General features: G+C 65.7%; 16 protein-coding genes. All 16 read right to left on the reverse strand.

Features of this window, described 5'->3' with window-relative positions; translation table 11 throughout:
- Positions 1 to 22 precede the first annotated feature (22 nt).
- The 16 genes from ABIC50_RS09055 to ABIC50_RS09130 all read right to left on the reverse strand — a co-directional run bounded on the left by ABIC50_RS09055 (position 23) and on the right by ABIC50_RS09130 (position 14,454).
- The gene (locus ABIC50_RS09055; RefSeq protein WP_012365340.1) at positions 23 to 364 is read right to left on the reverse strand and encodes a DUF4148 domain-containing protein; all 342 of its coding nucleotides are present in this window, start codon (positions 362 to 364) and stop codon (positions 23 to 25) included.
- Between the two features lie 276 nt (positions 365 to 640).
- Entirely contained in the window at positions 641 to 1,177 is a 537-nt protein-coding gene (locus ABIC50_RS09060; protein WP_354163260.1) for a cytochrome P460 family protein, read from the reverse strand.
- Positions 1,177 to 2,217: an alpha/beta fold hydrolase gene (locus ABIC50_RS09065; RefSeq protein WP_354163263.1), complete on the reverse strand. Its 1,041-nt coding sequence runs from the start codon at positions 2,215 to 2,217 to the stop codon at positions 1,177 to 1,179. Before ABIC50_RS09065 ends, ABIC50_RS09060 begins: the two co-directional genes overlap by 1 nt.
- Positions 2,218 to 2,529: 312 nt before the next feature.
- A complete protein-coding gene (locus ABIC50_RS09070; RefSeq protein WP_006749613.1) occupies positions 2,530 to 3,807 on the reverse strand; it encodes an epoxide hydrolase family protein in 1,278 nt (425 codons plus the stop codon).
- Between the two features lie 173 nt (positions 3,808 to 3,980).
- Positions 3,981 to 4,577 carry a pyridoxamine 5'-phosphate oxidase family protein gene (locus ABIC50_RS09075; RefSeq protein ID WP_354163267.1) on the reverse strand — a complete coding sequence of 199 codons (597 nt, stop codon included), beginning with the start codon at positions 4,575 to 4,577 and terminating at the stop codon, positions 3,981 to 3,983.
- A 109-nt stretch (positions 4,578 to 4,686) separates the two neighbouring features.
- On the reverse strand, positions 4,687 to 4,875 hold the full coding sequence (locus ABIC50_RS09080; RefSeq protein WP_175666094.1) for a hypothetical protein: 189 nt from the start codon (positions 4,873 to 4,875) through the stop codon (positions 4,687 to 4,689).
- Positions 4,876 to 4,885: 10 nt separating this feature from the next.
- On the reverse strand, positions 4,886 to 6,085 hold the full coding sequence (locus tag ABIC50_RS09085; protein ID WP_354163270.1) for an aminotransferase-like domain-containing protein: 1,200 nt from the start codon (positions 6,083 to 6,085) through the stop codon (positions 4,886 to 4,888).
- Positions 6,086 to 6,489: 404 nt separating this feature from the next.
- Complete coding sequence (locus ABIC50_RS09090; RefSeq protein ID WP_354163273.1) at positions 6,490 to 6,678, reverse strand: hypothetical protein; 189 nt, start codon at positions 6,676 to 6,678, stop codon at positions 6,490 to 6,492.
- A 61-nt stretch (positions 6,679 to 6,739) separates the two neighbouring features.
- On the reverse strand, positions 6,740 to 7,924 hold the full coding sequence (locus tag ABIC50_RS09095) for a thiolase family protein (protein WP_354163276.1): 1,185 nt from the start codon (positions 7,922 to 7,924) through the stop codon (positions 6,740 to 6,742).
- 154 nt (positions 7,925 to 8,078) lie between these two features.
- Entirely contained in the window at positions 8,079 to 8,264 is a 186-nt protein-coding gene (locus ABIC50_RS09100) for a rubredoxin (RefSeq protein ID WP_006749607.1), read from the reverse strand.
- On the reverse strand, positions 8,261 to 9,184 hold the full coding sequence (locus ABIC50_RS09105) for an alpha/beta fold hydrolase (protein ID WP_354163279.1): 924 nt from the start codon (positions 9,182 to 9,184) through the stop codon (positions 8,261 to 8,263). The genes ABIC50_RS09100 and ABIC50_RS09105 overlap by 4 nt, the downstream gene beginning before the upstream one ends.
- Positions 9,184 to 10,281 carry a fatty acid desaturase gene (locus ABIC50_RS09110; protein ID WP_006749605.1) on the reverse strand — a complete coding sequence of 366 codons (1,098 nt, stop codon included), beginning with the start codon at positions 10,279 to 10,281 and terminating at the stop codon, positions 9,184 to 9,186. The genes ABIC50_RS09105 and ABIC50_RS09110 overlap by 1 nt, the downstream gene beginning before the upstream one ends.
- A gap of 12 nt (positions 10,282 to 10,293) precedes the next feature.
- On the reverse strand, positions 10,294 to 10,614 hold the full coding sequence (locus tag ABIC50_RS09115; RefSeq protein ID WP_006749604.1) for an acyl carrier protein: 321 nt from the start codon (positions 10,612 to 10,614) through the stop codon (positions 10,294 to 10,296).
- A 55-nt stretch (positions 10,615 to 10,669) separates the two neighbouring features.
- Positions 10,670 to 11,623, reverse strand: a complete 954-nt coding sequence (locus tag ABIC50_RS09120) for an acyl-CoA desaturase (RefSeq protein WP_354163282.1) — start codon at positions 11,621 to 11,623, stop codon at positions 10,670 to 10,672.
- A gap of 56 nt (positions 11,624 to 11,679) precedes the next feature.
- A complete protein-coding gene (locus ABIC50_RS09125; RefSeq protein ID WP_354163285.1) occupies positions 11,680 to 12,639 on the reverse strand; it encodes an acyl-CoA desaturase in 960 nt (319 codons plus the stop codon).
- Positions 12,640 to 12,699: 60 nt separating this feature from the next.
- Positions 12,700 to 14,454 (reverse strand): fatty acyl-AMP ligase, encoded by a 1,755-nt coding sequence (locus tag ABIC50_RS09130; protein ID WP_354163288.1) that lies wholly within the window; start codon positions 14,452 to 14,454, stop codon positions 12,700 to 12,702.
- Positions 14,455 to 14,560 lie beyond the last annotated feature (106 nt).

Consider the following 14,560-nt stretch of genomic DNA (forward strand, 5'->3'; position numbering starts at 1 on the left):
GCATGGCAGGCGCGGCAGCGGATCACGAATGCGCGTACAGGCCGTTGGCGGCATCCGTGCGTGCGTCGCCGGCCGCGGCGTAGCGGGCGGCCGGCACCGACGCGGCGGCGACGTTGTCACCCTGCGACTTCGACGGACCGTTCTGGTCCGAGCGCGCGACCTGCTGCGCGGCAACGGCGTTCTCCGCGGCGGCGATATCGTCCGGGTAGTTGGCTTCGCCGCTGGCCGGGCTGTAGCCGGCCTTCTCGAGCCGGACGAGATCGGCGCGCACGTCGGCACGCGTGAGGCCGTGGCCGGTATCGGCGAACGACAATGCGGGGATCGAAGCGAGGACGGCAACGGCGAGGATTCGAGCGACTTTCATGAGTGTTCTCCTAGAAGGAAGTGGGTGTATCGAACATTCGGCATCCGATCCAGATGGCTGGCATCGAATGTTTCCTGCATGTCGACAGTAGAACCCGCCCACGTATCCGGCATGTTTCCGAAACCGGTGCTTCCTGCATGCCAGTTTTTCAGGAGGGGCCGCAGACACAGTGCGATACAAACCCGCGTGCCGATCCATCTCCCGTCATCCCGCACGACAAAAAAGGCGTGCCTCGCGCGGCACGCCCTTCCGTCAAGCCGATCCCGTCAAATCACGTCACGGCGCCAACCGCGTGAACACATAGTCGTGATTCTTCACGAGCGCCTGGTGACACGCAAAGCACGTCTGGTGCTGACCGATATCAGCCGGCACGCCGTTGATGAAGCGTCCGAAGCCCCAGCCGCCCGTCGACGCATAGCGACGCGAATCCTTCACCATCACCTGCACGGTGGTCGCCTGGCCGGGCACCGTCGCCGACGGGAACTCGTCCGACTGCTTGCGCTTGTACGCGAGCTTCACGAGGATCGTGCCGTCCGGAAACGGCAGCGTCGACTTTTCGAGCGCACGCATCGCGACAGGGTTGCCGAGCACCACGCGCAATTCGTCGAGCGGCGCCGCTTCCTCGGCCGGCGCGACCATTTCCCACTTCCGGTAGCCGGGCGGGATCGTCACACCGTAGATCGGCGACGCGGCCGGCTTCGGCTGCTCCGCGAACGCGGCCGGGCCGCTCGCCGACAACGCACTGACCAGCAACACGCCCGCGACGAGCGCACGGCGCGCGCCGTGACGCACCACTCCGATAGGCGCCCCCATCACAGATGCTCCACTTGCAGGATCGCCTCGGCGAACGCCTGCGGCGCTTCCTGCGGCAGGTTGTGGCCGATGCCGCCGGTAATCGTGCGGTGCTGGTACTTGCCGGTGAACTTCTTCGCATACGCGGCCGGGGCCGGATGCGGCGCGCCGTTCGCGTCACCTTCCATCGTGATCGTCGGCACGGTGATGACCGGGCCGGCCGCGAGCCGCCGCTCGATGTCGTCGTATTTCGCTTCGCCCTTCGCGAGACCGAGGCGCCAGCGATAGTTGTGGATCACGACCGCCACGTGGTCGGGATTCTGGAACGCAGCGGCGCTGCGCGCGAAGGTCTCGTCGGAGAACTGCCACTTCGGCGACGCGAGCCGCCAGATCAGCTTGTTGAATGCGTCGAGGTTCTCTGCATAGCCGAGCGCGCCGCGCTCGGTCGAGAAGTAGAACTGATACCACCACTGGAGTTCGGCCTGCGGCGGCAGCGGCTTGGTGTTCGCCTGCTGGCTGCCGATCAGGTAGCCGCTCACCGACACCAGCGCCTTCACGCGCTGCGGCCACAGCGCCGCGATGACGTCGGCCGTGCGTGCACCCCAGTCGTAGCCGCCGAATATCGCACGGTCGATCTTCAGCGCATCCATCAGCGCGACGATGTCGACGGCCGTCACCGCCTGCTGGCCGTTGCGCAGCGTGTCGGCCGAGCGGAACGTCGTCGATCCGTAGCCGCGCAGGTACGGCACGATAACGCGATAGCCGGCCGCCGTGAGCAGCGGCGCGACGTCCGCATAGCTGTAGATGTCGTACGGCCAGCCGTGCAGCAGGAACACGACGGGGCCGTTCTTCGGCCCGAGATCCGCATACCCGACGTTCAGCACGCCCGCGTCGATCTGGTGGATGGTGCCGAGCGACGCCGCGCCGGCCGCGCGGCTCGTCGGGGCATCGGGCGCCGACTGCGCATGCGCCAGCGAGCCGAAGCCGAGATCGGCGAGGCTCAGGCTTGCGATTGTCGTACCCAGGATCAGGCGGCGGCGGCTATTCACGGTATCAGGCATGACTGGTTCTCCATTGTCGATCGCTAAGGAAGGGGCCCGCGGCAGATGCGGGCGCTCCGGTATCGCCGTTCACGCCGGCCGCGCATCGCTTCGCGCCGCCGTGTGAATCGCTTCACCGGATTTATATCCGAACCATTCGGACGCTTTGTATCCCAACGTATCTGTGTTCGGATACGACACAGAGCGATTCAAAAAACGTCCGCGACGCGGTGCGTTTCGGGGGCCGCGCAACACACGCGCCCCGATGCACCGATGCGGCGACGGACGCGGGCCGGCATCGCAACCGGCCCGCGCGCGCCCGTCGAGCCGCGCTTACGCGCGACGCAACGGCCGGAACCCGGCACGCACTTCGCGCGCGAACAGCTCCGGCTCTTCCCATGCCGCGAAATGGCCGCCCTTGTCGACTTCGTTGAAGTAGATCAGGTTGTGATAGCTGCGCTCGGCCCAGCTGCGCGGCGCCTGATAGATCTCGCCGGGAAACACCGTGATCGCGGCCGGCAGCGAGATGTCCACCGCGTTGAAGTTGTTCGAGTGATCCTCCCAGTAGATCTGCGCGGAAGATGTCGCCGTGTTGGTCAGCCAGTACAACGAAATGTCGTCGAGGATCTCGTCACGCGGAATCGAACGTTCGGGTACGCCGCCGCTGTATGTCCACTGCGAAATCTTGTCGTACATCCATGCGGCCTGCCCCGACGGCGAATCGGCGAGCGCGTAGCCGACCGTCTGCGGACGCGTGACCATCATCGCCGAGTAGCCGCAGTTGTCGCGATAGAACGTCGCGAGCTTCTCGTACGCGGCCTTCTCCTTCGGCGACAGCGATGCCGGCGCCGGCGCGTCGACCTGCAGCAGCGTCGCGATGTCGGGCGGCACCGTCGCCGGCATGTTCACGTGAATCCCGGCCAGGCCCTGCACGCGCTGCATCGCCATCCGGTGCGAGATCACCGAGCCGCAGTCGCCGCCTTGCGACACGAAGCGCGTATAGCCGAGGCGCGCCATCAGCTCGCCCCATGCGCGCGCGATGTGGTCCGAGCCCCAGCCCGTCTTCGTCGGGCGGCCCGAGAAGCCGAAGCCCGGCAGCGACGGCACGACGACGTGGAACGCATCGTCGGCGCTCGCACCGTGCGCGGTCGGGTCGGTCAGCGGGCCGATCGCCTTCACCAGCTCGAAGACCGAACCGGGCCAGCCGTGCGTCATGATCATCGGCATCGCATTCGCGTGCCGCGACCGGACGTGGATGAAATGAATGTCGAGCCCGTCGATTTCCGTGATGAACATCGGGAAGCCGTTCAGGCGCGCCTCGCCCTTGCGCCAGTCGTAGTCGGTGCCCCAGTAGCGCAGCAGCGCCTGCATGCGCGCGAGCCGCACGCCCTGCGATTCGTCCGCGACGGTCTCGCGGCCCGGCCAGCGTGTCGCGGTGATGCGGCGGCGCAGGTCGACCAGTGCGTCGTCGGGGATGTGGGCGGTGAACGGGCGTATGCCGGTGTCGCCGGTTGCCGCGTGCAGCGCGGTGGGCAGCATCGCGGATACACCCGCGGCCACGGACGTGGCCAGCAGGTGCCGACGCATCGGGGAAAACGGTGTGGAAGACATCGCTCGGCATCTCCTTTCGTGAGGTTCAAAGTGAACATGCCGCGCGCCCGGGCGCCCCTTCGCTTTCATTCGGGCACGCGGCAGTCACGCGGCGGTCACCCATTTGAAAGGTCTGATGTATCCGGGATGTGTCTGATTTGTACCCGTTTGTAGCGGGCGGGTGTACGTCGACGTCAGGGGGCGATCCAGCGGCCTTCGTAGCCGTCGTCGTTCAGGTCGAAGATCGCGCGGCGATGACCGCTGCGGGCAAGCTCGAGCCAGTCGATGCGCGTCACCGTGACGTGGACGAGGCAGAAGTTCCGATAGCCGTCGTCGGTGGGGGCGTCGCCCGGGCTGGGCGTGACGTGCGCTTCTTCAGGCGACTCGATCGGCGTGCCCGGCCGCAACGGTGCGCGATACAGCAGCAACGTATGCGGACGGCTCGATTGCCAGATCGCGCGCCGTTGCGCTTCGTCGTCGCAGATCGATGCGACGCCTTCCGCGCGAATCTGCACGAGCGCGTCGAGATCGTTCGCGACGACGGCGATGCGAGGCTCGCGGCGCAGCTCCGCCACCTTCTCCGACCGGGCATCCGTATGGAACGCCAGCAGACGATCGGCGCGGCTCACTTGCCGCAACACGATCGTGCGCACCTTCGGCGCGCCGTCGAGGCCGAGCGTCGCGGCCTGCATCATCGTGAACGGCGAGCGCTGCGTGCCGACGCCGGATTCGAGGCACGACCAGAGACGGTCGTAGGTTTGCGTGAGCGATTCGGAAGCGGGATCGGACATGATGGCGCGGCGATCTTGCGGGATTCGGTCGCGCTAGCTTAACCGTTTCTTCGGTGGCGAAGCTCGCGACGCGCCCACGATATCCGTTGCAAACCCGCCGCCGCGCGGTTCAGTTATAGCCGAGGACGACCGGTGCGGCGTCGCTCGTGTCGGTCCAATCCGCGCCGAAGCGGCCGAGCACGTCCGCGACGTATTGCGGCCCCGCGCCGATCTGCGACGACTTGTGCTCGACGGGACGAATATCGGCCATGCCGGGCGCTTCATCCAGCCATGCGGTGTCGTTGATGACGATGTTCATGTGTGTCTCCTCACGCGGCCAGCGCCGCACCATATGCGCGCACCAGGCGCGCCACGCCTTCCCGGATCGCGTCGACGTCGGGCGCGGCGAACGACAGCCGCAGCGATGCGACGTCGACGTTGTCCGCGAAGAACGCCTTGCCCGGCACGAAGACGACCTTGTTTGCGATCGCCTGTTGCAGCAGCACGTCCGACGATACCGCGCCGATCCGCGCCCACACGAACATCCCGCCTTCGGGGCGATGGAACGTGATCGCATCGCCGAAACCGTCGCGCAGCGCGTCGCACATCGCGTCGCATTTGCGCTGGTAGGCCGCCGCGATGCGCGGAAGATGGCGTTCGAGCGCGCCGTCGGCGAGATACTCGGCAGCGGTGGCTTGCGTCCATGGCGTGCTGCACAGATCGACCGTCTGCTTCGCGATCACGCAGCGTCGCGCGATCTCGGCCGGCGCGATCGTCCAGCCCACGCGCAGCCCCGGCGCGACGATTTTCGACAGGCTCGCGAAATGCACGATCCAGTCGCGCGCGCCTTCCACTTCGTTCGCGAGCGCGAGCATCGACGGCACCGGTTCGCCCGCGAAACGCAGGTCGCCGTACGGATCGTCCTCGACGATCAGGAAACGGTATTGCACCGCGAGACGCAGCAGCTTCAGCCGGCGTTCGCGCGTGAGCGTCGCGCCAGTCGGGTTCGCGAAGGTCGGGACGGTGTAGAGCAGTTTCGGCTGCGCGATCGCGCCGGACGCGAGTTGCGACGCGAGGCGGTCGACGTCGAGGCCTTCGCCGTCGACCGGGATCGTGACGATGCGTGCCTGTTGCAGACGCATCGCCGACAGCGTCGCCGGATAAGCCGGCTGTTCGGTCAGCACGACGTCGCCCGGCGCGACCATCACGCGCAGCAGGAGGTCGAGGCCCTGCTGCGAGCCGGTCGTGACGAGCAGTTCGGCCGGCGTGCACGCGACCTTGCGGCGCGCCATCAACGCAATCAGTTGCTGCTTCAGTTCGGCAAGGCCGTCGGTCGGGCCGTATTGCAGGCAGCGCACCGGCTGGGCGTACGCGCGTTCGGCGGCCGTGTTCAGGCCGTCGACGTCGAACAGGTCGCTGGCCGGATAGCCGCCCGCGAACGAAATCATCCCCGGCTCGGAGAGGTACTTGAACAGCTCGCGGATCGGCGAACCGGCAGGATTCTGGAATGAGGGCGTAAACGCGTACATGTCGTCGTGAGCTGGATCGCACGGACGGCCGGGATAGCCGACAGGTGCCGCCCGCCCAACGCGCTTCTGGCGCACGGGCGGGAATTCGAGCCACGATTGTCGATAGTCATTAACGCAGCCGCAAACGATATCTATGCACTAGGTCTTGCGGTTTGGTCATTAATTGAGGAAGAGCCGTGTTTTCGTCCACGGCCGGCCGGCATACGCCGCGAATGCGGGAGGCCCATCGCGACCCCGGCGTTCGCGCCGTTACAGCCCCGCGACGCCATCAACGCGATGACGCCCGGAGACACGTCCGCGTGTGATCGGCCGAGCCAGACCCGGGGCAAGCCGCGCCGCGCTTGCACCCTTGGCCCGGCCGGTCACGCGCACTGGACACGCAGTGGACGCACGTGAATCGCGAGCTATTCGCCCGGAGGAGATATTCCCTTCCTGACATAGCCGGCAATCGCCTCCAGCATGCCGAGGTCGAGGTCCTGCACGCGGTCTGCGCCGAAATGGGTCAACCACTTGCGCGCGAGCTCCGTCTGCATCGTCGCGTGCCCGGCCGCGGCAGGGGCACACAGGTCTTCCAGTGCTGAACGCTGGTCCATGTCTTCTCCGTGATTGCTGATGGGCGGGACGTCGCCGGCTCCCGTCGCGATCAAGACGCCGTCAGACGGCCTCCAGCGCGAGGGCGATACCTTGGCCGCCGCCAATGCACAAGGTCACCATGCCGCGTTTGATGCCATCACGGCGCATCGAATGCGCGAGACGAGTCGCGAGGACCGCACCGGTCGCACCGATGGCGTGACCGTGCGCGATCGCGCCGCCTTCGACGTTCACCCGTTCTTCGTCGATGCCGAGCTCCCGAATGACCGCGATCGGCACGGCGGCAAACGCCTCGTTGATCTCGAAACGCTCCACGTCGTTCAACGACCATCCGGCACGCGCGAGCGCCATCCTGACTGCCGGCACGGGCCCCAGCCCGAACATGCCCGGCTCGACCGCACCCACGCCGTACGACACGAGCGTCGCGATCGGCTCGATTCCCCGCGCCTCGGCATACCGCCGCTCTGCCACGACCATCGCCGCCGCGCCGCTGTTCAATCCCGGTGCATTGCCTGCTGTGATGGTGCCGTCAGACCGAAACGCGGGTTTCAATCTGGCAAGCGACTCCATCGTCGTGTCCGGCCGCGGCTGCTCGTCGCGCTCGAATCGGACGGGTTGCTTGCGCCCCTCGATATCGACCGCCACAAGCTCGGCGTCGAACGCCCCGCGCCCCTGAGCCTCCACGAAGCGCCTTTGCGAACGTTCCGCCCAACGGTCCTGCTGCTCGCGCGTCATGCCCACCGTCGACACGAGATCTTCTGTATGCCATCCGGAATGCCGGCCGGAAAACGCGTCGACGAGACCGTCCCCGAGCATGCTGTCGACGATCTCGGTATTGCCCATGCGCTGGCCCCACCGACCGCTATGCAGCAGATACGGCGCACGGTCCATGTTTTCCATACCGCCCGCCACCGCGACCTCGCCGAATCCGAGCCAGATTTCCTGGGCCGCATTCACGATGGCCTGAGCGCCCGAGCCACAGACGCGATTCACGGTCAGCGCAGGCACCTCCACCGGAATGCCGCCGCCGACGGCTGCCTGGCGCGCGGGATTCATCTTGTTTCCCGCCTGAATGACGTTGCCCATCACGACCGAAGCCAACGCCGCCGGATCGACCTTGCTGCGGCGCACCGCTTCGCGCACCGCGATTGCGCCGAGCGTCGTCGCGGCGACGTCCGTCAACGTGCCACCAAACGCCCCGATGGGCGTTCTTACCGGACTGCAGATCACTACTTGTCGAGCAACCATTTCAACACACTCCATTCAACGTTCAGTTTCGCCTGAAGCGATGCCAGCGCAGTGCCGGGGGATGCATACGTCGCATGCCCGGCACGCTCGTGAACCCGCATCTCGTGCTTGCGGGCACAGGATCGAGGGCGCCGCGCGCCCCCTCTCCGTTGGGTCAAATCGATATCATTTCGAAATCCTCCTTGCCGACGCCGCACTCGGGACACTTCCATTTGGCCGGAATGTCTTCCCAGCGCGTGCCCGGTGCAATGCCGTCTTCCGGCGCACCTTTTTCTTCCGAGTAAATCCAGCCGCACACCAGACACATCAATGTGCGCATCTCCACCGCTGTCGTGCTCATCCCGCCAACTCTCCAAGATTCGACATTTGTCGCTTCACGAATTCGCGCACCTGCTCGCGTACCCTCGCATCCGACAAGATCCGCCCGTGACCCGTGCCCGGCGCCGGCCACAATGTCGCCTGCGGCAGGCCCGCCACGACCCGCTGCGCCTCGCAGTACGGCACCACGGGATCGGCCGGATCGTGCACGACCAGCACCGGGACATCGAGCGACGCGCCGCGCGCCAGAATGTCCCAATGGCTAACCGGCACGCCATTGCGGCATTGCAGCTCCGCATAGATGCGCTCGATCACCGGCCGCGGCAACGCCATGTCGCGATTCGCCCAGCGCTCCAGCACCTCGGTCAGCGCGCTCGTCGGCGCGATCAGCACGATGCAGCGCAACGACGCGCGGCGCGACCGCTCCGCCAGCGCCGAGATCGTCGCGATCGAGCCGAGCGAATGTGCAATCACCACTTGCGCGCCTTCGATCGCATCCAGCGCCGCGCCCGTCGCCCGCGTGAACTGCGTCATCGTCGTGTGCTTGCCCGGCGACAGACCATGTGCGGGCGCATCGAATGCCGCCACCGACAAGCCCAGCGTCTTCATCGGCTTGACGAAGCTCAGCATGCTGCTGCTGTCGGTGCCCCAGCCGTGCACGAGCAGCACTCGCGCCGCACCGCCCTCCCAGTAATACGCCCGGTCGATGTCCTCGTTGCCCTTGATGGACGTCACCGTCGCACCGAGCGGTATGCGATCGCTGACGGGCAGCCCATAGCCACGCGTGAAGCCGAACGCATCGGCCGCGCGCCGTCCGGCAATGCGCGGCGCAAACGTGTTCAGCATCCGGAACGCGTGACGGCCGAGCCGCACGCGCAACGAAGGCGCCTTCGTGGTCTGCCGGGTGATCGGCGAGACTTCCGTGGGATTCGCGGCCGCCATCACCGGCCCTCCGTCGCCGCACGCGCGCCGACGGCCACGGCCTCCCGGGACAGGGTCCGGTAATAGCCTGACTCGGTGTCGTAGAAGTGGCAGTGGCGGATCACGTGCCACAGATCGCCGAACGTGAAATCCTTTTCGCGAATCATTCCCGGAAACGCTGCCTTGAGCGCCGCCTGTGCCTTCGGAAGGTTGTAGAACGGCACGATCGGCGCGACGTGGTGCGCCGTATGCACCGAAATGTTATGGGTCATGAAGTGAAGCCATTTCGGATACCGGTAGTCCGTCGTCACGAGCAGACGACTCGCGTTCGGCGTCCAGTGCTGCGACGGCAGAAACGGGATGTCGTCCGACGTGTGGTGCATCAGCGTCGTGGCGCTGAACCACGCATGGATCATGAGCCACGGCACGACGAAGTACAGGAACAGGCCCGTGACGCCGGTAAAGTAGATCAGCGCAGGGAAATAGAGCATCGCGACGATCAGCACGAAGCCGATCGAGCGCTTCACGTCACGCCGCATCTCGCGCTTCGGATAGAAGCCGGGGCGGAAGCCCGATTCCTTCCAGTAGCTCAACGTACCTGCCCAGAACAGCCACTTGCGGGTACCGGCGTACTCGAGGCGCTTGAGGAGCGGCATGCGATCGTAAAGCGGCGCGGGAATCGGCCGCCAGTCGGTGTCGAGCTCGAGGTTGTTGGTATTCGCGTGGTGCAGGTTATGCGTGTGGCGCCACGCATGGAACGGATACAGCAGCGGCAGCAGCGATAGATGCCCGATCGTCAGGTTGAACCACCGGGAGCGGGAGAACGAGTTATGCCCGCAATCATGCGCGATGCAATGCAGCCCCCAGCCGCCCAGACCCGCAAGCAGCCACAGCGGAACGTAGAACAGCCAGTGCGGCGCATACGCGATGCCGACGAGCGCGCCGATGTACGCCGCATAGCTCACCACGAAGCCGAGAACGCCACGCCACGCACGCGGCTCGTACAGCGACTTTGGAATCGCATCGGTCAGCCGTACGCCCTCGAGCGCCTTCGATTTCTGCAGGAATTCGTCGAAACGCGCCGGCGGCGCGCTCGGAACAGTGTAGGTGTTCGCCATGTCGATCTCCGCTTACGCAGCCTGCAGACCGAGCTCGGTCGAGAGGTGGCGCGCCAGCTCGTCGATGCTGTTGTGTTCGAACAGCAGCGCCGGAGACAGCCGCTGCTCGACGACTTTCTCGAGATCGCCCGACACCTGCACGGCAACGATCGAGTCGAGTCCATACTCGTCAAAGCGTTTGGCGGGATCGATGGCAGCCCGGTCCATCTTCAGCTGCTTCGCGAGCCGGTCGACCAGCCAGCTGCGGATCGACGCTTCCGTCAGAGGGCCGACGTCGGCGGCAACCGCTTTCTTGCGGCCGAACAGGCCACCCAGGATTCCAGCTTGAGACATGGTGAATAATCCTTCTATACGAGGGAGATGAACAGCTTCATGAAGGCAACTTTCTTCAATGCGGTTGCTTGGCCAACTTGCGGATCGCGGCCGGCCCCGGCAAGCGCAGGTCCCAGACGACACCCGCCTTGCCGAGCGTCCAGAGCACCCACGCGCTGAGATCCGGCTCGTACCACTTCACCGAATGGCGATACGACGCGGGGAACGCGTGATGGTTGTTCTGCAGACCTTCGCCGAAGGTGAGGATGGCGACCGTCCAGTTGTTCGCGCTGTTGTCGTCGGTCTTGAAGGGCCGTCCGCCGAACATGTGGCACACCGAACCGACGCACCAGGCAGCCTGATTGGCCAGGAAAATCCGTGCGAAGCCACCGAACAGCAGGCCGTTCCACGCGCCGTGCCAGGAACCGCCGATCGCACCTCCGATCGCGGCGGGCAGCACGAGGCCGAGCACGACCCACCAGACATAGGTGCGGTGATAGAAAAACAGGCGGCGATCGCGCAATACATCGGGCGCGAAGAACGTCCACCCCGACACGTCCGGGGCCAGCATCCACGGCATGTGCGCATACCAGAGGCCGCGCAGCTTCGCGATCAGGCCCGCGCCGACCAGGTTCGGCGAATGCGGATCGCCTTTCTGGTCGCTGTACAGGTGATGACGTCGATGCGTCGTCACCCAGAACATGACCGGCCCTTGCGCGGCCATCGAACCGCAGATCAGCAGGATTCCTTCGAACCACTTCGAGGTCCGGAACGTCTTGTGCGCCAGATACCGATGGAAGCCCATCGTGATCCCGCCCATGTGCAGAAAATAGAACACCGCGAACAACACCAGGTCAGTGACGGCGAAGTCGCCCAGCACGAGTTGACGCACCGCCAGCGCGAACCCGGCAAGCGGCACCAGCATGACGGCCAGGGCGGTGTAGCGTTTGACGCGCGCACCACTGCCTTTTAGCGGCGAAACGCCGGGGATCTGGCCGTCAGGGGCCGACAGCCCGCCGGCGGCAGTCACGCCGGGGGCAACCTGAATCGACGAATTCATAGGATTCTCCAAACGCTAATAGAGGATTACGGCGAAGTTGAGGAGAACGCCGCGCGGCGCTTCGGCGCATAGCGCACCTCCGTGACAAGTCCCAGCGCGTCGAGCAGGCGGATGAGCCAGGCGGACGGATCGATCTGCCAGAACGCGTGATCGTTGTTGGCGAACGCCGGCTGCGCGTGATGGTTGTTGTGCCATGCGCCGCCCACAGAAACGATCGCGAGCACGCCCAGGTTGCGGCTATGGTCGCGCGTCGCGTGCGGGCGGGTGCCGATCGTGTGGCACAGCGAATTGACGGCCCAGGTCGACTGATCGAGCAGGAATATCCGCGCGAGTCCGCCCCACAGGAAGCCGCCGACGGCCCCCAGCAAGCTCTGGCCTGCGGGAGCGAGCACCGCGCCCGCGAGCGCGGGAATCGCGAGCCCGAGCAGCACCCACCATCCGTAGCGCAGATTGAGATTGACGATCAGACGGTCGCGCAGCAGGTCTGCGGCATACGTGCTCCAGTTCTCGCGGCGCACGGTGAATAGCCAGCCCACATGGCCGTGCCAAAGGCCCGCGAATCGGCTGAGCTTGCCGTGCCGGTTCGCGCGCGGGCGCGGCGAATGCGGATCGCCGTCCTGATCGGTGAACGCATGATGCATCCGGTGCGTGGCGGCCCAGAACAGGATCGGCCCCTGGGCGGCCATGCTGCCGAGCACGCCAAGCATCACGGTGACCACCGGCCGCCCCTTGAACGACCGGTGCGAGAAATACCGGTGCATGCCGGTTTCGACACCGATCGCGGTCGAGAAATACATCACCGCCAACAACACGAAGTCGGTTGCGCGCAACCCATATATCCACGTGTAAGCAATCGCCAGTGCGAAACCCAGCGCGGGAATACCCACGGTCAGATAAGCGAGCCGGCGTGCGCGCACGTCGGTATCGGCTTGCGCCTCACGGGCGGCCGCCGGTGTTCGCGAAGACAAAGAATCCGCTTCAGCCATGACTGGCTCCGAAGAAAGACAGCGTCGATGAAAATCGGGGATGCGGTTCGTGCGAACCACTTATGCGCGCGTCTCGAGTGCGCTCAAGCTTCCCTGCTGGAACGCTTGCTTGCACGCTTGCCGACGCACCTTGCCGCTCGTCGTGAGCGGAATCGCACCAGTCGGGCCGAGGTGCACCACCGCCGGCGAGACCCCATGGTCGCGCGTGACCGCCAACGTGATCGCGGCCCGCACCTCGCTCATTTGCTCGGCACTCGGACGGCGCGACCGTTTAAGTTCCGCAACGATGACGAGCGACTCCCCTTGCGCGCCGTCGATCGAAAACGCCACCACGCCGTTGGTGCGAATCGAGTCGTGCGCCGATTGCACCGATCCCTCGATGTCGGTCGGATAGAGATTGCGCCCGGCGACGATCACGACGTCCTTGATGCGGCCCGTCACGAACAGCTCGCCGCCGTTCAGAAAGCCGAGGTCGCCCGTGCGCAGGTAGCGCGTCGGCTCACCGCCGTCGTCTGCATCGGCAATCGTCGCGGCGAAGATGTCGTCGCTGTCCGCACGATTCAGATAGCCGGCTGCAACGTTCGGACCACTAAACCAGATCTCGCCGACGGTACGCTCCGGCAGCACGCGCTTCGTCGCCGGATCGACAATCAGCAGCCGATGGCCGACTGCCGCGGGCCCGCACCCAACCAGCGTGGTGCGTCCGTGCCCATCGAGTTCCGGGTCGTGCGCCTTGCACAGGCCACGAACGAGCGCCTCTTTGTCGACCTCGATCAGCGAGACCGGCGAACGGCCGACCTTGCCCGATACATAGAGCGTCGCCTCCGCCATGCCGTAGCAGGGAACCACGGCGCGGCGCTCGAAGCCGTGCCGGCCGAAGCGCGCGAAGAACCGTTCGAGTGTCGTGTGGCTCACGGGCTCCGCGCCGCAGAATACGTGCTGCAACGAGCTTAGATCGAGCGTGGCTGCTTCTTCTTCACTGACGTTGTCGACGCACAGGTCGAACGCGAAATTCGGAGCGACGCTCGTCGTCACGCGGTAGTCGGAGATCGCCTTGAGCCAGCGATAAGGACGCTGGACGAAATGCTGCGGCGACAGAATCACGAGCGGAAAGCCGCTGTACACCGCGAGCAGCAGCGCGCCCATCAGCCCCATGTCGTGATACGGCGGCAACCACGTGCAGCCGACGCGGTCCGGATCGGGGCCGAGCCGCTCGGCGATCACCGCGCAGTTGCTGACGAGATTCTCGTGCGTGACGATCACGCCCTTGGGCTCGCCCGTCGATCCCGACGTGTACTGGAGCAGAGCCGGCCGATCCAGATCGACGCGCCGCTCCAGCAGGTTCCGAACGTCATGTACCGATACTTCGCTATCGTCGAAGGAATCTTCGTCGATCGTCAGCAAGGCGGGCGCCGCGCGCTGGTCGCCGTAGAGCTCGTCGAGCTGCGGTTGCAGCGAGCGGTGAAGCTTGCCGGCAATGACCACGTCAGGATGGGCGTCGCGACAGATCGATGTGAAGCGTGCCACCGCGCGAGAACCGGCAGGCGGAAACGAAGGCACCGCGGTGGCACCCGCGAGCAGGATGCCGAACAACGCGGCGACGTAGCTCAGGCCGGGTTCGAGCAGCAGCAATACGCGTCGTTCGTGCAGCGCGTGCTGCAGCACCCTGTCGCGCACGTGGACAGCAGCGGCGGCGAACTGGCCGTACGACCAGCTCACGACATCATCCTCGCCGTCGCGAAGAAAATGGAATGCGATCCGCTCAGGCGTTTGCTCGGCCCGCTCTCGAAGAATGTCGAGCAGAGACGAGGTCATGCGCTCCGCCGTCAGGGTGGAGGGGGGAATGCTACCGTCCATCGTGAGACCCTCGGATAATTAGTGTTGTTTTGTTTTGGTGAAAGCTTCATGCGCCAACCGGCGC

It is taken from the genome of Burkholderia sp. 567, from assembly GCF_040545115.1.
In the GTDB taxonomy this organism is placed as follows: Bacteria; Pseudomonadota; Gammaproteobacteria; order Burkholderiales; family Burkholderiaceae; genus Burkholderia; species Burkholderia ambifaria.